Source organism: Brumicola pallidula DSM 14239 = ACAM 615 (assembly GCF_000428905.1).
Taxonomy (GTDB): domain Bacteria; phylum Pseudomonadota; class Gammaproteobacteria; order Enterobacterales; family Alteromonadaceae; genus Glaciecola; species Glaciecola pallidula.
In genome coordinates, this window is the sequence record NZ_KE386815.1 from 50,150 (window position 1) to 70,093 (window position 19,944).

General features: G+C 41.7%; 16 protein-coding genes. 4 read left to right on the forward strand and 12 right to left on the reverse strand.

The features are described from left to right. Nucleotides 1-111: 111 nt before the first annotated feature. The 7 genes from G399_RS0114125 to G399_RS0114155 all read right to left on the reverse strand — a co-directional run bounded on the left by G399_RS0114125 (nucleotide 112) and on the right by G399_RS0114155 (nucleotide 7,369). A complete protein-coding gene (locus tag G399_RS0114125) occupies nucleotides 112-711 on the reverse strand; it encodes a response regulator (RefSeq protein WP_006010177.1) in 600 nt (199 codons plus the stop codon). A gap of 141 nt (nucleotides 712-852) precedes the next feature. Then, nucleotides 853-1,428 carry a D-glycero-alpha-D-manno-heptose-1,7-bisphosphate 7-phosphatase gene (locus G399_RS0114130; RefSeq protein ID WP_006010179.1) on the reverse strand — a complete coding sequence of 192 codons (576 nt, stop codon included), beginning with the start codon at nucleotides 1,426-1,428 and terminating at the stop codon, nucleotides 853-855. Next, on the reverse strand, nucleotides 1,425-2,519 hold the full coding sequence (locus G399_RS0114135; protein ID WP_148277375.1) for a putative RNA methyltransferase: 1,095 nt from the start codon (nucleotides 2,517-2,519) through the stop codon (nucleotides 1,425-1,427). The genes G399_RS0114130 and G399_RS0114135 overlap by 4 nt, the downstream gene beginning before the upstream one ends. Nucleotides 2,520-2,537: 18 nt before the next feature. Continuing rightward, nucleotides 2,538-3,425 (reverse strand): 3-hydroxyisobutyrate dehydrogenase, encoded by an 888-nt coding sequence (mmsB, locus tag G399_RS0114140; protein ID WP_006010183.1) that lies wholly within the window; start codon nucleotides 3,423-3,425, stop codon nucleotides 2,538-2,540. Between the two features lies 1 nt (nucleotide 3,426). Continuing rightward, nucleotides 3,427-4,593, reverse strand: a complete 1,167-nt coding sequence (locus G399_RS0114145; RefSeq protein ID WP_006010185.1) for an enoyl-CoA hydratase/isomerase family protein — start codon at nucleotides 4,591-4,593, stop codon at nucleotides 3,427-3,429. Between the two features lies 1 nt (nucleotide 4,594). Next, nucleotides 4,595-5,749, reverse strand: coding sequence for an acyl-CoA dehydrogenase family protein (locus tag G399_RS0114150; RefSeq protein WP_006010187.1), 1,155 nt, complete (start codon nucleotides 5,747-5,749; stop codon nucleotides 4,595-4,597). A gap of 129 nt (nucleotides 5,750-5,878) precedes the next feature. Continuing rightward, a complete protein-coding gene (locus G399_RS0114155; RefSeq protein ID WP_006010189.1) occupies nucleotides 5,879-7,369 on the reverse strand; it encodes a CoA-acylating methylmalonate-semialdehyde dehydrogenase in 1,491 nt (496 codons plus the stop codon). A gap of 252 nt (nucleotides 7,370-7,621) precedes the next feature. Between G399_RS0114155 and G399_RS0114160 the strand changes: the two genes are divergently transcribed. Both G399_RS0114160 and G399_RS0114165 read left to right on the forward strand, forming a co-directional pair. Further along, complete coding sequence (locus G399_RS0114160) at nucleotides 7,622-9,280, forward strand: response regulator (protein WP_006010190.1); 1,659 nt, start codon at nucleotides 7,622-7,624, stop codon at nucleotides 9,278-9,280. A gap of 135 nt (nucleotides 9,281-9,415) precedes the next feature. Further along, complete coding sequence (locus G399_RS0114165) at nucleotides 9,416-9,904, forward strand: glutathione peroxidase (protein WP_006010192.1); 489 nt, start codon at nucleotides 9,416-9,418, stop codon at nucleotides 9,902-9,904. A gap of 30 nt (nucleotides 9,905-9,934) precedes the next feature. Here the strand turns inward: G399_RS0114165 and G399_RS0114170 are convergent, their stop codons facing one another. Both G399_RS0114170 and G399_RS0114175 read right to left on the reverse strand, forming a co-directional pair. Beyond that, nucleotides 9,935-10,726 carry a methyltransferase domain-containing protein gene (locus G399_RS0114170; RefSeq protein WP_006010193.1) on the reverse strand — a complete coding sequence of 264 codons (792 nt, stop codon included), beginning with the start codon at nucleotides 10,724-10,726 and terminating at the stop codon, nucleotides 9,935-9,937. A 131-nt stretch (nucleotides 10,727-10,857) separates the two neighbouring features. Next, a complete protein-coding gene (locus G399_RS0114175) occupies nucleotides 10,858-11,616 on the reverse strand; it encodes a Nif3-like dinuclear metal center hexameric protein (RefSeq protein ID WP_006010194.1) in 759 nt (252 codons plus the stop codon). 90 nt (nucleotides 11,617-11,706) lie between these two features. Here G399_RS0114175 and G399_RS0114180 point away from each other — a divergent pair, with 90 nt between their 5' ends. Then, entirely contained in the window at nucleotides 11,707-12,054 is a 348-nt protein-coding gene (locus tag G399_RS0114180; RefSeq protein ID WP_006010195.1) for a hypothetical protein, read from the forward strand. 94 nt (nucleotides 12,055-12,148) lie between these two features. Here G399_RS0114180 and sohB read toward each other — a convergent pair whose 3' ends face one another. From sohB to G399_RS0114195, 3 genes are all read right to left on the reverse strand, one after another. Next, a complete protein-coding gene (sohB, locus tag G399_RS0114185; RefSeq protein WP_006010196.1) occupies nucleotides 12,149-13,177 on the reverse strand; it encodes a protease SohB in 1,029 nt (342 codons plus the stop codon). A 174-nt stretch (nucleotides 13,178-13,351) separates the two neighbouring features. Next, a complete protein-coding gene (locus G399_RS0114190) occupies nucleotides 13,352-15,901 on the reverse strand; it encodes an acylase (RefSeq protein ID WP_006010197.1) in 2,550 nt (849 codons plus the stop codon). Nucleotides 15,902-16,262: 361 nt separating this feature from the next. Then, nucleotides 16,263-18,857 (reverse strand): VolA/Pla-1 family phospholipase, encoded by a 2,595-nt coding sequence (locus tag G399_RS0114195; RefSeq protein ID WP_006010198.1) that lies wholly within the window; start codon nucleotides 18,855-18,857, stop codon nucleotides 16,263-16,265. Nucleotides 18,858-19,124: 267 nt separating this feature from the next. Between G399_RS0114195 and G399_RS0114200 the strand changes: the two genes are divergently transcribed. Then, the gene (locus G399_RS0114200) at nucleotides 19,125-19,877 is read left to right on the forward strand and encodes a YciK family oxidoreductase (RefSeq protein WP_006010199.1); all 753 of its coding nucleotides are present in this window, start codon (nucleotides 19,125-19,127) and stop codon (nucleotides 19,875-19,877) included. Nucleotides 19,878-19,944: the final 67 nt, after the last annotated feature.

Below are 19,944 nucleotides of genomic sequence, written 5' to 3' on the forward strand. Positions count from 1 at the left end.
TCAGGACTAATTTTTAATCCAATTGCTTACTATAACTGGCAGCCAACGTTTTAGAACTGTGATTTTTTCCAAGCCTACTTTCTATTTCTAATTGCTCTTTATGCCTAGTTATTAAGCGTCTACTAACTTTTCACATTGTTGGCTTACGATCCTTTCAATTTCACTAAATGGAATGGGCTTAGTGAAGAAAGGTATCCCTTCGGGTAGGCCGCCTTTTTCATCAATAACTGATCTCGATAATGCAGAGACAACCATAACCATCATGTCGTTAAATGCGCTCATTTTAGATAGTGATTTCAACATGTTAACACCACTCATATTTGGCATTTGAATATCCGCAATAACAATGTCTGGTTTCCATGCGCCTATTTGTATTAAACCTTCAAAACCATCTGTCGCGGTTTCTAAAATAACCGGTAAATTCCACCCTTTAATTGTCATTTTGTATAACATGATTAAGTCAGGCTCATCTTCAATCACCAAAATGCGTACTAATCTGTGTTCAACAGCATCGTTATTTTCTTGATTAAGTTGCCTCTTAAACATTTCAATATCCGTTAAATTAAAACGTCGATGACCCCCAGGAGTCTTCCAAGCCAGAAGTATTCCTGATGCCGCCCACAGTTGTATAGTCCGAGTTGTCACGCCCAGCAAACTAGCCGCTTGCTTTGATGTACAGTACTTTTCTATTTTATCCGTGATTTCAAACATTCTATTCCGACTTTTCTTTTTATTCCGACTTTTCTGAATTTAAACTAAAGTATAAGAAGAGTCAAATCTAAGGTGTAAGCCGGCAGGTGAAAACTGGCAGGTGTAAACCGGTAGGTGTAAACCGGTAGCGGGGGGGGAAAGCTAGGGAGTTATTATTGCACCGAGGCTGTGACTTATGCTTAGCGAGGTTAGTTCACAGGATAGCGACTTAGCCTGAAATTCAGCAGTACTTGTCTGCATTGGTCCTATGAACTCAGGATTAAACCAGACAACCTCACGAAGACCTGCCGCTATTGCAGTTTCAACATCTGATAGCTTGTCTCCTACCATCATACTATTAGCAAGGCAGATGTTGTGTTTAGAGGCCGCGACTTTAAGCATACCGGCTTTAGGCTTTCTGCATTCGCACACTTTTTTATATTCTTGGAGTTTTGCTTGGGGGTGATGTGGACAAAAAAGAACGTCATCGATGATAGTGCCACGCTTTGCAAATTCACAAAGCATCCATGCACTTAACGCTTCAAAGTCAGCCTCAGTATACATACCGCGACCAATACCAGACTGATTGGTAACCACAATGACTTTATAACTCTGCTCATTCGCGCGTTGAACAAGGCCAAAAATACCATCTATGAAATCAAAGTCGCTGGTTTGATAAACATAGCCGTGATTTACATTTATCACGCCATCTCGGTCTAAAAATAGCGCCTTATTCATAATTCATTCTCTATACCGCTTAAATCATCCTGTAACGCGTTATCATGCAAAACACCAATAACAGGCAGAGCGACAACCATTGAGTCACTGAGCGCGGCTTTGTCTCCTTCAGCGCCTTTGCTTTGTTGCCATACTGTAATCACAAAATCCGCTGTCACTTGCATTAATTTTGTCCGAATTAGCGCACGTTGTGTGTCATTTGTTTTCCAATAAAACGGTGTCATTTGCAGCAATGCCAAACGTGCTTTGACACTACGTAACGAAACACTGAAGCCAAGATGATGCTGTTGTATAATTTCGAATCCAGTCAGAACCGCACTGTGCTTTTCATGAAGTTCGGGGTTTTCGTACACTATTTCTTTCAATTCAAACAAGTGTTTTGGTGCTGGATCTACCGTAATAACAACACCGTTGGAATGCAAAATTCGGGCATATTCGCCTGCGCATGCCGGCGCGAAAACTTGTATAATAATATCTTGTGAGCTGTCCAAAACAGGGATATTTATAGTGGACGCAACAACGAGCTGTGTATGCTTATTTCTCTTGGCTGCTGCAATCACTGCTGCTTTTGAAATATCGTGTCCTGCAAATGTAAAAAAAGTCGTCGTGTCCTTTTTAACGCCTAAATCCGCACCTAAATTAGAGTCTAAAAGAAGCGCAGAAAGCTCGCCAAGATAATACCCCTCACCGCAGCCTGAATCGTATATATTGAAAGTGTTGCCAGATGTATCAACCACGTTACGCGGTACGCAAGAGCTGGCGTTATTATGCATAACTATAGAACGTATTACTTCAGACAGTCTTTTAACTAGAGGAGCGTACGGTTTTTCGGCAAAAAAGGAGGTTCTAGCAGCGACCATTTCAACATCATCGCCAGGCATTTTAGATCGCTTATTTTGCACTGGTAGTAAATTAACATAGCCCTGCTTTGCTTTATCAAAACTGTGATTATTTTTACATAACCAGGTTTTTAATGGTCTGTCAGGCGCATCGGTTTGATGTGTTTGTAGAGGTAATTTACAAAGTGGGCATTGCCACATAATGATGAAAGCTTCGTTTGTTAATATGAGGGCATGATACCACACCCTCATGCAATCTCAGAAGCGCCGTTAGCCGTGTTTATAGGCATTGAAGATACTAGAGAAGTCCAAGTTACCATTGCCTGCATTACCGTGCATTTGGAATAATGACTTAGCCAATTGGCCCAAGGGTACGACGGATCGATTATTTGCCGCTGTGCCCATTGCTAAACCCAGGTCTTTGTTCATTAGATCGACCAAAAAACCACCTTGATAATCATTTGATGATGGCACATTAGGCATCACACCAGGGCAAGGGTTATACAGCTCTAATGTCCAATTCCGTCCTGAGCTTTGCAACATAATATCGGACATGACTTTAGGATCTAAACCATTGTCGATACCCAATTGCAATGCCTCTGACGTTCCTGCCATTAGGATTGCGAGCAACATATTATTGCATATTTTAGCAACTTGCCCAGCGCCGATACCACCGGCATGGAATATGTTCTTGCCCATCGCTTGCAAGCAACTTTGTGCCTCATCAAAATCAGCTTTATCGCCACCCACTATGAAAGTTAAGCTGCCCGCTGCGGCTCCAGCCACCCCGCCTGATACAGGCGCATCAATAAATCGATGGCCCTGTGCCTGCAGTTTTTCGCCAATACTTTTGGCGGTGCTTGATTCAATCGTACTGCAATCAATAAATAAGGACTTAGCTGAAATATTATTTACAATGCCGTCTTCGTCAAAATAAAGGGATTCAACATGCTTGCCTGCTGGCAGCATAGAAATAATAATATCGGCACTCTCTACGGCCTGTTTAACACTGCTACCGGGTGTTGCGCCGGCCTCAGCTAAAAGCTGCACTTGCGACCCAACCAGATCAAAAACAGTGACGTTAAACTTTGCTTTGACCAAGTTTTTAGCCATGGATGCACCCATGTTACCCAATCCGAAAAATGCAATCTTAGCCATGCTAACCTCCGTAAGTTTGTTCAAGTTGATGCAAAGGGTTCGTTGCATCAGCGAAATAAGTGAAATGTGTATGGATCAAACTTGTCGGTACATCATTTCTATTTTCATATAACCATTTAGGTGTAAGATCTTTGTCAATCAACAAAGCTCTCACACCTTCTTCGAATTCTCCGTACATCCCGCAACTCAGGGCTATACTTAGTTCTTGTCTAAAGCAGTCAGCTAAGCTGTAACCTCCGCTCCGCTTCAATTGTTCGAATATTATATTTGCAGTGATAGGGCTGCCACTTTGCAGTGTTTTTAGCGCTTTCAACCACCATCTAGAATCATCTTTGTGGCTAACCATGCCCGCTAATTGCATAACGACTGCAGACAACGTTGGCGCATCGGCTAATTGTTGAAAACTGTTGAAATTGGGTTGAAGTTTAGCATCAACCGAACTAAATTCGGGCTCATCAACTAATTGTAATGCTGATAGAGCAACGTCAATGCCTTGCGCAGACACCTCATTCATGTGTATTAACTGAGTTAGCAATGCTTGCTTGCTTTCAGACCCAAGCTTATGACTAGCAAGATTAACATCGAAGGCGTCAAGGCCATTGAAACTAGCGCCAGTTAAGGCTAAAAATAAGCCGACACCCGCTGGCATTTTATTTAGAAAATAACTGCCACCAACATCAGGGAATAATCCGATACTAATTTCGGGCATCGCGAACCTTGACGTATTTGTGGCTATGGCAAACTTAGACGCCGCGAATAAACCTAAACCACCACCCATCACAATTCCACTGCCCCAAGTAATGATCGGTTTTGGATAGGTATGAATGCAATAGTCGAGACTGTATTCCTGAGTAAAAAAGTCACTTAAAAACTGAGGCGGATGCGCAAGTTTCGACTTTCCTTCAAGTTGTTGCTCAGTGCGGCTCAGTTTCATTGATTGATACATCGAAACTACATCACCACCAGCACAAAAAGCTTTATGACCTGAGCCGTCAATAAACACCGCAACCACAGAATCGTCATTGCGCCATTGCGCTAAGGATGCTGTCATCAATTGCACCATTTCGAGATCCAAGGCATTTAACGATTTTTCTTTATTAAGGGTGATGACGCCTATGTATTCGCTAGATTTGTTACGCGCGAGTAATTTAGTTTCAATGACTGCCATGCTAAAGCACTTCAATATTGGATGATATTAAACGACGTCCAATAATAACGCGCATAATTTCATTCGTACCCTCAAGTATTTGATGCACTCTTACATCACGCACATGACGCTCCAATGGATACTCTTTGATATAGCCGTAGCCGCCATGAATTTGCAATGCTTGATTGCAAACATCGAAACCTACGTCGGTAGCAAAACGTTTTGCCATTGCGCAGTAAGTGCTTTTATCAGGGTGATTATTATCTAGTTTACTTGCTGCTAGGCGCACCATCTGGCGAGCAGCAACTAATTCTGTTGCCATGTCAGCAAGTTTGAATTGCAGCGCTTGAAAACTAGCTAGCGGTTTACCAAACTGTGTTCTTTCTTGCATGTAAGCTTGTGCGGTATTCAACGCTTGTTGCGCCGTGCCGATAGAGCAGGTAGCGATGTTCACGCGACCACCATCAAGCCCTTGCATTGCAAACTTGAAACCTTCGCCTTCATTGCCAAGTAATGCACTGGCAGTGACTTCAACATTAACAAACGTTATCATTCTCGTTGGCTGCGCATTCCAGCCCATTTTTTCTTCTGCTTTACCGTATTCGACACCTTTAGCATCCGCGGCGACCACAAATGCTGAAACACCACCGGCGCCAGCTTCACCTGTTCGAGCCATGACGACCAGAACTTGAGTTGCTCCGGCACCAGAAATAAACACTTTAGCGCCATTTAACACATAACCTGACTCTGTTTTCTTAGCGCTAGTGCGCATTGACGCAGCATCAGAACCTGAACCTGGTTCAGTTAAACAATAACTTGCAATGGTTTCACCTGTCACCAATGTTGGTATCCACATTTCTTTAACTTGTGCTGTACCCCACGTCGCAATCATCCAAGTTGCCATATTATGGATGGTTAGCATCGCAGTCGTTGTAGTGCAGCCCATAGAGAGCTGTTCGAATATAATCGAAGAATCAAGCCTAGATAGACCTAAACCGCCTTCATCTTCTGGTGTGTATAAGCCACAAAAACCGAGCTCGCCGGCTTTTTGAATTGCTTCAATTGGAAAGTAATGCTCTCGATCCCATTTTGCAGCGAAAGGGGCAAGCTCTTGGTCAGCAAATTGTCTAGCTGTTGCAGCGAAGGCGGTTTGGTCTTCATTTAATTCAAAATTCATATGTTACTCGCTCTTTTTAATCGCTCTTTTTAAACGCTATTTTTAATCGCTCTTCGTCAACAGCTAGGCTGGAAGGCCTCTTAAACCGCTATTACTGGGCCAAGCAACGGCGTGTTAAATGATATGCTATTACTTTAATTCAATAGTCATATTTGGGCCTGAAGGAATGTCGTCATCCAACCAGCGAGCGGTAATTGTTTTTGTTTCTGTGTAAAACCGCACGCCCTGTTTACCATACGCATGTAAATCACCATAAAACGAATTTTTCCAGCCGGTAAATGAGAAAAATGGCAGTGGCACTGGAATAGGCACATTAATGCCCACCTGGCCTACCTCTATTTCGCTTTGATATTTGCGTGCAGCTGCGCCGCTAGCAGTAAATATAGATGTACCGTTTCCGAATGGATTAGCATTAACCAGCGCAATAGCCTCTTCCAGTGTGTTGACTACCATGCAACATAACACTGGACCAAAGATTTCTTGTTGATAAATACTCATCTCAGCGGTTACATCAGAAAATACAGTGGGACCAATCCAATTACCGTTTTCATATCCTTCCAAGGTAAAACCAGAACCGTCAACCAGACACGTTGCGCCTTGTTGTTTGCCCTCTTCTATCATTGCCAATACTTTAGCTTTCGCCTGCGGGCTTATCAGTGGTCCGTAGCCTGCGTCTTTGTCATTCCAAAGTCCTGGTTTAACGGCAGCTATCTTTTTCGCTAATTCAGGGATCCAATCGACAGTGTCACCAACAAATACGGCAACTGAAATTGCCATACAACGCTGTCCAGCCGCACCAACACTTGCACCGACTAAGTTATTCAACACGAACTCTTTATTAGAATCAGGCATAATTACGGAATGATTTTTGGCACCAGCAAAACATTGCGCACGTTTCATGTTGTCCGTTGCTGTTTTATAAATATGCTGACCCACCGGCACACTACCAACAAATGAGACAGCTTGTATGGCATCATGCTTAAGCAAATAATTAACTTGGTCTTTGCCGCCATGCAGCACGTTTAGCAAGCCTTTAGGGGCACCAGCTTCCATAAAAAGTTCAGCTAATTTCATGGGGGTATTAGGATCTTGTTCCGAGGGCTTCAAAATGAATGTATTACCGCATGCAATTGCCATTGGAAACATCCACAGTGGGATCATCGCTGGAAAATTGAAGGGTGTGATACCCAAACAAACACCCAACGGTTGGATCATGCTATAGGTGTCAATATTTGTAGCAACATTCTCAACAGTCTCTCCCATCATCATGGAACAAATATTGGCCGCTTGCTCAACTACTTCAATTCCTCGCCAAACGTCGCCCTTCGCATCAGCAAAGGTTTTGCCCGTTTCTTGTGCAAGAATAGTCGCTATTTCATCATGGTTTTCTTTGAGTAAATGCTGATAGCGCATCATTAGACGCGCACGTTCCGGCACGGGTATCTTTTTCCACGTTTTAAAAGCGGTGGTTGCTGCACTTACCGCTTGTTCCATTTCAGCAACCGTTGCGCAAGGTGCATGCGCGATAGCTTGATTATTCGCCGGGTTTGTCACTTCAATAAAATCAGTAGTTGTAGACTGGACAAATTGTCCATCAATTAATTGAGCAATCTTGTTCATAGTAGACCTTAAGATGATTTAAACAGTGAGTATGCCGTTACAGAAACTCGACCTTACCATTACGTAAACGTCAAGTATAGTCGAGCAACTTCTTTTTGTGAAATTATTGTTACAAAACTGCTGTCTAACGACTAATTTATTAGTATCGATAGACCTATGTATTTTAGTGCATACCCAAAAACAGCACAAATTTCGTTCAACTTGGAGCATCAATTGATAAGCTGTTGAACTGATTATGAATAGGAAGTTGATATGATGAAGCACAAAATCAAAATCGCAATCGTCGAAGATAACACGACTGCTCGGCTAAACCTGCGCAGCAATCTGCTGTCTATGGGCGAGTTTGATATTGCGAGTTATACCAACGGTAAAGAATTAAGGAATGGTTTAAGAACAATAGACTTTGATGTTGTTGTCATCGACTTCCACTTAGGTCAAAACAAAAATGGCGTTGAGTGGATACAGTATCTGGCAGAAGCAAAGCTGATTAAACCTTCAACCGGCGTTGTGTTTTTAACATCGGATCGATTGCCACAGACAATTAGTCAAATCCTAGATATTCACCCTGACATCCTAATTATTAAACCTTACACTATAAAAACCTTGCACACCTCGATGAATCATTACCTAAGCATTCGTTCAAAAATAAAGCCTGCACTTGAATATTTAGATAATGAACAACCGGCAAAAGCACTCAAGTTTGTTGATGACTCACTTCAAGGCGGTTTGAGCAAGCGCGCGCGTGCCGACTTTATTAAACTTAAAGGACGTTTACTGATCAGTGAACAACGCTACAGTGACGCAGTCGCACTTTATCGCGATATATTAGAACGTTCATCTAATGTGCTCTGGGCACATTGGGGGTTAATTAAGAGTGAGTTTTTATCTGGACAATGGCGTCATTGCCAAAACATGCTAGATAGCCTGATTAGCGACCAATTAACCAAAGACAAAGCTTATGAATGGATGGCGTGTGTTGAAATTGGCAAAGAAAATTATGATTTGGCGGGGAAAATTCTCGACAATATTAAAGAAAATGACCTCACCATTCCGGCTACCAAGCTAAAAGTGCTCGCCTATAAAATGCAAGGCAGGAGTGAAGAAGCAATTAGGCTGTTAGAGAAAAAACGACAAAGCAATTTTACCGTTAAAGAACGCTTTGACGAGTACACTATTGAACTCGCTCGATACCACTTACAGCTGGCTGAAAATTCTGCATTGAACGAGCGCGCACCTAAGCTACATGCAGCAAAATGCTTAATTGGCAACGCTAGTAGAAGTATTCTTGATAACCAAACCCAACACCAGCGCGACTTTATGCTTGCTCTTGCAAGCTTATTGGAAGGCGATAAACAAAAAGCTGAACGCATTATCTTAAACAAAACCGTCGGCGATGCAAAAAATGCAAAACTAACAACCATGGTAGATGCAATTAAAGTCTGGTTTGGCTTAGGTAAAGAAGATAAAGCACGTGAAGTTTGGAACGAAGTAGATCGTAAACTATCGGCTAAAGATGATCAAATTGACCAAATATTAGCCGGCAGCCTTATACTAGAAACAGAAAAATCACTGGGTCTGTCAGAAGAAAAGGCGAAACGCGTGAACGATCAAGGGATGGTTCTCTACCTCGGCAATCAACTTAACGAGGCTATCGAACTATTTTATAAAGCACGTCAATTAGACGCTAGCGTTCCTGCTTTTACGCTTAATTTATTGCAATGTTTAAGCGACATTAAAAAGGCTGAGTATAAAGATCAAAAGACCTTGGTGTTGGTAGACGAGCTGAAGGACAAGCGCCTATCTGAATCCAACAAAAAACGTTACAACTTAATTAGGAAAAAGATAAATGAATTTCCTGAAGCCTATCGGATGTCTGATTATCAAGAACATCTGTCTGAATACGTTGCCTAAAATAGCAGCCCATATGACCACAACGCCGTATTAATTTTACAGTTAAATAGTAAATTTTTGATTTTTTTTTGCTAAATTACAGATTATTTTTGGCCCGCTGTTACACTAAGATAAATATTCAATTAAGAGAATAACATGGCCAACACATTTTATGACTTAGATTACGTTGCTAACAATGGCGATACTGTCCCACTTAAGCAATATAAAGGCAAGGTGGTGCTAATTGTTAACACTGCAAGCAAATGTGGGTTTACGCCGCAATATGATGGTTTAGAATCTCTGTATAAGGCACATAAAGACAGTGGGCTTGAAGTTATTGGCTTCCCTTGCGACCAATTTGGTCATCAAGAACCAGGTACAGATAGTGATATTGCACAATTTTGCGAGATGCGATTCAATCTATCTTTTCCTCTTTCGAAAAAAGTAGAGGTCAATGGCGACAATGCAGCACCTATTTACAAATTACTAAAGGATGCTGCACCTGGTGTTTTAGGGAGTAAACGAATTAAGTGGAATTTCACTAAATTTTTAGTCAACAAACAAGGTGTCGTTATTAAACGCTACAGCCCCGCCACCAAACCCGAGCAGATGGAAGCTGACATCACCGCCGCATTAGAAGCTTAATTTACATTAAGACAATATTGCGCATTTACATTAGTCTTTTTTAATAATTAAATGGAAATACTTACCGAGCCACATGTAAGGTTCGGTTGCCCCATATTTCATTTCTAATGCAAGAATTTTGTCATATTCATCAACTTGCTTACTGCGATCTTGTAAGTAGTCATGAAAGCACCTTATTCCTGCTTTATGCTCGATTGTGTAAGTAGGGTATTTATGCTGAATATAGTGCATGATCTCACTTGGGCGTTGCGCATTATGTGGATTTAATCTGACTTGATTGCGGGCTTTCAAGCCAGCATCAATATAATCAAAATTCCCCCAAATAGCATTATTAAACAAAGCAGCATCGCGATTAAAGAAACTCAAGGATAATCGACCACCTTGGCGCAATTGAGTAAATAGCTTGTCGACAATCACTAGAGGCTCTTGCAACCATTCAAGCACCGCATGGCAAAGAACGACGTCGAATTGTTGCGGATAGTTAAGTGACAATATATCTGTTTGCTCAACACTTGTATTCGTTGCACCTGCCAATGTTGCGCCAGCCAAACGTTGCTTTGCAATATTAAGCACCTCTTCTGAGCCATCGCATAAGGTGACTTGATGACCCGCTTGCGCAAACTCTAATGACATCATCCCTGTCCCACCGCCAGCATCTAAAACAGCCAAACGCTGCGGTGAATGAATTAACGCAGACAAGTAATGCAGTAACATCTGATGACGCAAACGCCCTTTAGTGGTGCCATAGATATTATTGTCAAATTTATTCGCAATACCGTTGAAAAATGTATCTGTTGGCGTCGCTACTTTTCTATCTTTCATGTTTTATTGTGAGCACCTAATATCTTAATAAAATTTTTATACAATTTACGATGAACGGATCCCTCCATCGATTTACTAAGCCCTAATGAAGGATTACGTGCGTGTTGCAAAATGCCATCCAAAAACCAGCATTATGCAGGATTATGAATATCAACGAACTCAACTTCAATGCCCGGTAACGTATTTAAATACTCACCAATTGCCTTAACACCATAGCGTTCAGTTGCATGATGACCCGCCGCAAAATAGTGAATATCGAGTTCTCTGGCACTGTGCGTGGTTTGCTCTGATATTTCCCCAGAAATAAACGCATCAACACCTAACTCCGCACAAGCATCAATATAACCTTGTCCTCCACCAGTGCACCATGCAACTCGCTTAATCGGTTTATTGGAGCGACCACTCACATGCAGTATTTCTCGATTTAGCGCGATCGAAATTTGCTTTTGAAAGGTTGTCGCATCAATCACCCGCGCCATCTCTGCGGACATTACAATGCCACTTGGCTTTAATGTAGGATGAGACTGAATACCGCTCACGTTCAATAAATTACCTAATTGTGCGTTATTGCCAAGGGTTGGATGTATATCAATAGGCAGATGATACGCTAACAAATTAATATCGTGCATTAAAAGTGATTTGATGCGGCGCATTTTAATACCCGTAATTGGCTGTGACTCGCCTTTCCAAAAATAACCATGATGCACCAAAATACAATTGGCTTTGCGTTTTATTGCCTCATCAATCAATGCTTGGGATGCTGTAACACCGGTAATCACTTTGCTAATTTCGTCAGTCCCTTCCACTTGTAGTCCATTTGGACAATAGTCATTAACTGTATTTGGCAGTAGCAAATCGTCAATTAATCTAATAAATTCATGTCTTCTCACAAAAATACGGCTCCAAATCACTCAAATTAGACATTTGAAATAAAAAAGGTATATTAACATTACTATTATAAAAAGGGTTCATAAGAACGTATGAGCAAATTAGACAAAGACAGCGTCTTAGCAAAATTCACAGCCGCTTACGAAGCAGCAAATGGTAAAGCACCAATAATCGAGGCAAAAGGTGGTTGGTACACTGTAGACGGTGGTAAAAACATCCGTTTAGCACAACTAGAAGAAATGGCTGATAGCATGGGCGCAGCGCCTACTCTCAAAAAACAAAAAGTAGAAGAGCCGGTAAAAGAAGCTAAAATAGAGAAACCAAAAGCGCCTGCTAAAGCAAAAGCCAAGAGCAAAAAGTCAGCCTCTAGCTTTTCAGTAAAGGATTTTTATACGAAGCAAATCCAAGACATCAATCCGGGCGCGAAAGCACCCCGATAGCAATACTGATTTGTCTTTAAGGTAATCTATCCTTAGCTTAGTAATTAAAAAAGCGGCATGGCCGCTTTTTTATTGGGTGTAATCTACTTTTACACTAGCGGTATAACTTGTTTCCAGCATCAACCAATCGCATAAATGTCTGTTCGATAGCTTGATATGCTGAAAAACCTAACTTTTGAGCAAGTGTTTTCTTGGTCGCATATTTAATGTGAAACAATCTATATTTGTTGTTTGCATCCATTAAAAAGTCATCTGATGTTTTCAATTCATCGACTAAATTTAATTCTTTTGCGCGCTGACCATACCAATATTCACCCGTAGCCACTTTATCAATTTCCAACTCTGGACGATGTTGTTTAACAAAGCCTTTAAACATGACATGCACGTCTTCAATTTCTTCCTTGAATTTATTGCGACCTTCATCGGTGTTTTCACCAAACATAGTTAAAGTGCGCTTAAAATCGCCGGCCGTATGTTGTTCAAATTCAATTTCATTTTTCTTTAACACTTTATTGAAATTAGGTAACTGAGCAATAACACCAATCGAACCAATGATAGCAAAAGGAGCACTAATGATGTGGTCTGCAACACAAGCCATCATATATCCGCCGCTTGCAGCCACTTTATCAACACTCACAGTTAACTTAATTTGTTTGTCTTTAATACGCTGTAGTTGTGACGCTCCAAGTCCATACCCATGAACAACGCCGCCGCCACTTTCAACATTGACTAACACTTCATCATCTTTTGTTGCGACACAAAGTATTGCAGTGATCTCTTCGCGTAATTGTTCGACTTCTTGCGCATTCATCGAACCATTGAAATTCAAAACGAACATATTATTCTTCTTTTCTTCGTCTTTTTTCGATGATTTCTTTTTTTGTTTTTGCTTTTCTTCTTTCTCAAACTTCTTCAACTCGTCTTTGTCTAAAAGTACGTGTTGAGCTTGGCTTTTGATATCGTCAAAGTGCTCTGACAAAGATTCAAATTCAAGGTTACCGCTTGCGCTTGATTGCTTCTGTTTGACAGCAATGCCAATTATGAAACCAACAACGACGACTATCGCAACAACGATGGTGATTGCTTTCGCTAAAAACAAACCATATACAAATAAAAATTCCAAATTGCATTCCTCTATACTGAATTTACCAAGTGTATCTTGGGCCAAAAACACAAAATAAAAGGACCCGAAGGCCCTTTTTTTTATTTTTTACGCGTTTTATGTATTTTTTACAATGGAGAAATTTATACCATATAAATCCGATGCAGATTCAGATTAAAGACAAATTTCGTCTAATCATTCCTGAACAGCACTTGTTATATTGACTTCTTTCACCAAGTTCGCGGCAATATCTGCTTCAGTAAAGCGTAAAGGACGTAATTGAGGTTGCAAAGAATACAATTTCGTTTGATCGTCAGATTGCTCCGATCCAGGATTATGTGATTGTGAATAGGTCAGCAAACCTTTGGCAACAGGACCATCTTCAGTGAAATTAGCAATAAAAATCCAGCTACTGCCAGAAGTAATATGATAACCCTGAGCATCCGCACTCAATATTGAGCTATTGTCCATAGCAGGATAAGTGTGGCGAGGAAGCTCAGTACCATTATTGGATGTGCTTGTACTAAATACATTAAACCCCCCTTCCACGTTATGTGCACCACCCCACGGTAAACGTTCTCCACTGGGCAAGCCTGCAGCCGTGCTTTTCTCAACAAACTGCACTTCACCCAGCGTCGCATCTAAGGCAATTCCAGCGCGTTCGATTTTATCGACTGCGGTAGCTAATTGCATTACTGTGACTGAATTATCCACTAAACCTCTTGGTGTATTCAACACATCGCTTACATCATAGGCTACCGCCCATTGTGGATTACGTCTAAATTGGAACGCAAACTCTCTAAATACATGAGCACCGACACTGTCGATATTCATCGTCGAGTCCCAAGCTGTTAATGCATCACAACCCTCACCTAAATTAATCGTACGACCGCTTACATCAATATCATCTTCTCGGTTTGCTTGGCAAATTGATAGTAGCTCAGGAAGAATAGCTTCACTCAGATAATTTCGATTACTCAGTAAGGCCTCCTCCACTTCCATCATATTAAATTTACCGTCAGAACCAGATGCATTGGCAAGGAGTTTATGCGCCATTCTAGAGCGTAATGACTGCTCATTCCCGACCTGACCGTATAACGGTGATACCCCTGTAATTGGGTTTTCAAAGTTAGTTAACCAAAAACTGTCATTTGAATTTTGCACATAGTCTGTACCTTCGTATTTCGGTGCGCTTGCATACGGCACTGGCGCATTGAAATCAAATGCACTTATAAAACCTGGCAATACCGTGAAACCTGCTGCTTGTTTTATTTGGATCAGCGCTGGATTGGTTGCTAGTGCATTCAACGCTGTTGCAGTTAATCCTGGCACTGTTGAGTCATCAATGTAGAAGACTTCACCGGATTTAGACGCCGCCATAGTGTTATTAAAAATAACCCCGTCATAGTCTTTAAATGCTTGTTTAAATTCAGTCATATCGGTGGCTAAATTCATTGCTAGCCAATGATCAAGTACATCGTAATTTGGTAAATTAGCATCTTTGATAGCGAACGCAGAGCCACCTGCTTCCCACTCAAAATTACCAGGCACGACAATCATTGGGCCATAATTAGTGGTGTAGGTGTTTTTCTTCAACTTAATGGTTTGCCCCGGCGCCACGGCAACATCAATCATCAGCTCTTTTTTATAAATCGTTCTTTTACTACCATCCACAGAATGAGTTAAATTATTTGCATCCGTCGCGTCTAACTGAAGTTGGTATACCACAAAATGCTCTGCAGTAGAGAATGTATGTGTCCACGCTACGTTTTCATTAAAGCCAATATTAACCGCACCCGGCAAGCCCATAAGTGAGCCTCCCATCACGTTTAAATAGCCTGGAATAGTCGTGTGAAATTGCCAAAAACGTAGGTTACCTGTGTGCGGAAAGTGAGGATTACCAAGCACCATTCCCATGCCATTTTCGGTCTTATCAGAGCCAAGGCCCCATCCATTTGAGCCCATGTCTTGAGGGTTTCTTTCTGGTATAGCAATAGTAGGCTCAATCTTAAACGGAAGTCCTTGCTCAAGAGACATCCCTGGCGCAGCGGCAACCGGAGTTGGAAATGGATTTTCTCCGGGAGGAGCGGCAATAAACATTGGACCAAGGAAATTGGCTGCACCAGGTAACAATGCAACACCCATTGAGTAGGTTAACAAATCTGTGCTGTCTATATCTTGTACCCAGGGTTGATTTGCGCAACTAGGATCGATATTTGCAGCGCCAGTCTCATTTAAATATCGGTTAAAGCCTTTCGTGTAACCGCTTAACATTGCACGACTATTTGCGCTTAAGGTGGCTAAATTTTGTTCTGCTAGCTCTCGGATCCCCAGCGTTAAGAATCCAAAATCATTAATTAAATGCTCTGAATCACCAGTGCCCGGATTTCGGTCTGGACCCAAATATTTTGAACGTTCGGAGTTATATTTAATAATTTGGTCTGCCAAGATACATAAATTATCCTGCGCGAAGGCATAACCAACGCCAAAAGACATGCTTTCCAGATTATCCGCGGTCACATGTGGCACACCATAATCTGTCCACCGAATGTTGGCTTGCAGTACACCATCTGAATCAAATGCAGGTAGTATTGGCGGTGCAACGGGGGGCGTTGGAGGTGCTAGTGGCGTGGGCTTAATGACTTCAAATTTATCACCGTCTCCTCCACAGCCAGTCAGCGCAATAGCAACAGCAGCAGCAGCAACAGTGAGTGTTTGTTTGAATAATGAGAAGTTAATTTTCATCAATAATACATCCTTATTGTTATTGTAATTTTTAATCCTAGCCTAGTGCTTAAGTTTAGCTAAAAAACCATATATTTTACAATAAATTAATAATTTTTTTACAAAATAATGCACATTTTAATTAACAGTGGCAATTAGCTTTGTTATTAATTGAAGTTTAGTTTTTTTTAGCTAACACAGTTAGCTAAAAACGAATTCATCGATTGACTAAAAAGTGTTTCTAGTTTGTTTAATCGCCCCACTTAAAATAACTTAACGGTTTTAAAGCCAGCGTTTTCTAAAAGGATGCGATAAATAAACACAAAAAAGCCAGCAATTATGCTGGCTTTTTAAATCTGCTTAACACTGTTAACGCATCATACTAATTGGCGACAACGGCTTCATTTGTTATTACAATTGCAGTTCCGTTGGAACCAAAGTAGTTAGCGACTTCGCGCTGCATCTCCGCGGTAACATCTTGGCTGCTACCAGGACTCAAGCTACTTCCATGGGCACCTTCAACAAACTTCACAACACCGCTAATAGACGGTGTACCTGTTTTAGTGGATGATATTTGCTGCAAGCCCATAATGTTGACCAAGGCTTGTTGACCGGCCAAAGGAACCGCCGTTGTTACCGGAATAACTTGGTCAGGCAGATTATCACCACCATCACCAATTACCGTCATCATGTGAACTGGCGTGTTATTTGCCAACGCAGTGAAGTAGTTTATTGGATCGGCAGAGTCAATCACTGTTTGTGCGGCGAAAGAGAACTGATTAAATAACGCATTTGCACCAGCAAGTTGTTCTGGCGATAAAGCAGCTAGGAAACCATTCACAGCGCCCACTAATTGTGCTTCGGTAACATCAGTAGTGCCAAAAGTACCCACTAAGAAAGCCTGAAAATCTGGCGACCCCTGTGACAGCAATAAGCCTTTGACCAACGGACCGAATGCCGCCGACTCTAATAGGAAGTTTGCAGTGCCCCCTCCAGGGGATTCTAAGGACGCAGCTTGAATTGCGAACATGCTATCAAAAGCGCTCAGCGGACCATTGAAACCAGTGTTAGCAACGGCGGCAAAGTTACCTCCAGTGATTGCACCAAGAGATACACCAAAGATGGATACATTGGATGTATCGATATCAACTGCTTGTGATGCGCTAGTATCAACAACCGCATTCAAGCCTAATCTCAAGCCTAACAAGTCAGAAACACTTTGGCGTAAGTTATCTCTGCCTGCTGGCAAAACAGCAAGGTTTAAATAGTGTGTAGCGCTAACGGTTGTCGCATTTAAATCGTCAACGCCATCGCCATCTAAGTCAAATCCACGTGAACCATGTATAGGTTGATCAATCGCAAAAGTAGCAAAACCAGCTAACGATAAAGCACCTGTGACTGCCAGCATATCTTCTTTTTGCGAAGTAATACCGTGAGCCAACATGACAACAGGCCAACCTGCTTCTGGCTTCTCAAGATTAAAACCAAGTGCAGTAGCAACTTGTGGGTTAGGCACAGTGACTTGAACGTCTAATGTCTCAAAACCCATGTTGCCGCCCCTCGGCTGTGGTACAGAACTAAATTTCGTTAAGTTACGGTCACGATCAAGTAACTCGCCATTAATTCTTACATCAGCCAAACCAACCTGTGTACACAATGCTGCGTTTGGACCAGGTGTCGCACTTGCCAAGGCTGAACCAGCTCTGGCTAAAACGATACCGCTGTCGCAAGCTGATGTCCAGAAGCTATTGACTGGCGCTAATGGATTTTCAGCTGTAGGAATAGCAGAGTAATAAGGCAATGAAATATTGCCTTCAAACCGACTCGCCGCGCAGAATTGGCCAACGTCGCCTAGAATACCAACAGCAACACCTGAAGCAAAAACATTGACGTCAGCAGATGCGTTGCCAAATCCACCACCCGCACTAACTAATAGGCCTGAACAGCTGGTAAATGAGGAAAAATCTGCAGCATTAATAGCAGGAATAAGACCGGCTGCTTCTGCTGGTAAATCCGCAATATCTTTTTGAACTGCGCCAGTAACGAGATCCACGGAGACAAGACTCAATGCTTCCATTGAATTAGGAGCCAATTCAACATCTCTGGTAACTATAACCGGTAGTGCTTCACCTGCGGTTGGATCACCCGCTGCCGCTCGTCCCGCAAATTCAGCAATCATAAGTCGCTTAACGGTGTCCAGTACGTTGGATACTGACTGTGTTGTAAACGCAGAAACATAAGTGATATTATCGGTCTGCACACCGGCGTTAGCCAATGAACTCAGGTGCAAATTAATCAGTGTTTGCAAGTTTAACTGTGCCGCTGTTGCCAACGGTTTAGTCTCAATATCTTGTGAAACTAGGTCCCAAGTTGATGAACCTTTCACTGCTTTTCCTGATGAATCCTGAAGATCCTCTGTCATTACCAACAAATAACCTTGAGCCGGCTTTAGGGGCTTAAGGGGAACAACAGAAACTGTATTGTTGTCCACTAAGCCAAGAACATAGTCAACACCAAACGTTAATTTATCCCCGACTTTACAGCCCGCACTCGGGATGGGAATGGCTGCACAATCAGCATCTTGCTGGTTCAAACCTAATGTAGCTTCGTATAAATGTATGCCGGCACTCAAGGTAGCAGCATCAATAGACGTATTGGGTGGCGTCTCAACGTTAATAACGAATGGCTGGTTAGTAGACCACCCATCAAGGATGTTCAACGCGTTTTGAGGGTCACTAAAGTTTGTCGGATCGGCAACCGGAATATTGAGCGTGTAATCGAAAAAGCCGTCATCGCCAGGAAGCATTAACAAGTCATTTGGTATATTCAAGTTACCATTTGCTGGATCAAAAACGATACGCGAAAAAGGAGTTTGTGGCGTCGTTTCAGTTCTAATTTCTTCAAGTGTATCCCCACCGCCGCAGCCAGCTAAGCCTAACGCTACCAAAACACTCGTGCTAATTAACAATTTATTCATTCATTTCCCCACTTGCTTGCAGATAATATTTACCGAACACATTTTCGTTTATTATTCACGTGTCGATATTGCGGATAGTCTAACAAGTATGACCAGTTATAATTATCGTAATAGTATTGACTTTAAGTTCACTTTGCAAAGGTTTGTTAATACTTTGTAATGAAAAATCGTAAATTTTCAAAAATATGCAGGAACACCTTTAGCCTGATTATATAGTAAGTTAATATGCAGATCGTCGATTCTTAGCAAATAATAATCAGTTCAAATATGCAATCACACTTACAATACACAAGCACCAAAAACGCATTACAAAATAAGACGATCATTATTACGGGCGCAGGTGACGGCATTGGTAGAAAAGCCGCAATTACTTTCGCAAAACACGGTGCTGAACTTATTCTGTTGGGTAAAACAGTATCAAAGTTAGAAAGTACTTATGATGAAATAATCAACAATGGCGGCGTAACGCCATCAATAGTGCCTATTGACTTTAAAGGCGCTACCTCTAAACACTACCAGGATATGGTCGCGAGTATAGAAGGTCAGTATAAAAAAATTGACGTTGTTTTATTCAATGCCAGCATTCTTGGCAATTTGTGCCCTTTTCACGAAATTACAGAATCCGAATTTATGGAAGTGAATCAGGTTAACCTCAATAGTCAGTTTTTTATGACTCAAGCGTTATTGCCAATATTAAAACAAAATAAGTCAGCCTCTGTTATTTACACAACGTCCTCAGTAGGTCGTGCAGGTCGCGCATATTGGGGCACATACAGCATCTCTAAGTTTGCAACTGAAGGCATGATGCAGGTGCTCGCCGATGAATATAAAAGTTCAGGTATTAGATTCAACTGTATTAATCCCGGTGCAACAAGAACGACCATGCGGGCCAAAGCCTTTCCTGGTGAAAGGCCTGATTCATTAAAAACACCAGAGGATATTATGCCTACTTATTTATATTTGGCCTCTGATGATAGCAAACACGTAAATGGCCAATCATTAGACTGCCAGCCCAAATAAAGGAGAGATATAAGCTCCGATATAGACTCAGATATGAGCTCACGTTTGATAAGAGTTCACTGGATAC

What these genes read in the sequence shown, in the direction of transcription:
- G399_RS0114125 (WP_006010177.1), bottom strand. Translation starts at nt 711, where the DNA reads ATGTTTGAAATCACGGATAAAATAGAAAAGTACTGTACATCAAAGCAA.
- G399_RS0114130 (WP_006010179.1), bottom strand. Translation starts at nt 1,428, where the DNA reads ATGAATAAGGCGCTATTTTTAGACCGAGATGGCGTGATAAATGTAAAT.
- G399_RS0114135 (WP_148277375.1), bottom strand. Translation starts at nt 2,519, where the DNA reads ATGAGGGTGTGGTATCATGCCCTCATATTAACAAACGAAGCTTTCATC.
- mmsB (WP_006010183.1), bottom strand. Translation starts at nt 3,425, where the DNA reads ATGGCTAAGATTGCATTTTTCGGATTGGGTAACATGGGTGCATCCATG.
- G399_RS0114145 (WP_006010185.1), bottom strand. Translation starts at nt 4,593, where the DNA reads ATGGCAGTCATTGAAACTAAATTACTCGCGCGTAACAAATCTAGCGAA.
- G399_RS0114150 (WP_006010187.1), bottom strand. Translation starts at nt 5,749, where the DNA reads ATGAATTTTGAATTAAATGAAGACCAAACCGCCTTCGCTGCAACAGCT.
- G399_RS0114155 (WP_006010189.1), bottom strand. Translation starts at nt 7,369, where the DNA reads ATGAACAAGATTGCTCAATTAATTGATGGACAATTTGTCCAGTCTACA.
- G399_RS0114160 (WP_006010190.1), top strand. Translation starts at nt 7,622, where the DNA reads ATGATGAAGCACAAAATCAAAATCGCAATCGTCGAAGATAACACGACT.
- G399_RS0114165 (WP_006010192.1), top strand. Translation starts at nt 9,416, where the DNA reads ATGGCCAACACATTTTATGACTTAGATTACGTTGCTAACAATGGCGAT.
- G399_RS0114170 (WP_006010193.1), bottom strand. Translation starts at nt 10,726, where the DNA reads ATGAAAGATAGAAAAGTAGCGACGCCAACAGATACATTTTTCAACGGT.
- G399_RS0114180 (WP_006010195.1), top strand. Translation starts at nt 11,707, where the DNA reads ATGAGCAAATTAGACAAAGACAGCGTCTTAGCAAAATTCACAGCCGCT.
- G399_RS0114190 (WP_006010197.1), bottom strand. Translation starts at nt 15,901, where the DNA reads ATGAAAATTAACTTCTCATTATTCAAACAAACACTCACTGTTGCTGCT.
- G399_RS0114195 (WP_006010198.1), bottom strand. Translation starts at nt 18,857, where the DNA reads ATGAATAAATTGTTAATTAGCACGAGTGTTTTGGTAGCGTTAGGCTTA.
- G399_RS0114200 (WP_006010199.1), top strand. Translation starts at nt 19,125, where the DNA reads ATGCAATCACACTTACAATACACAAGCACCAAAAACGCATTACAAAAT.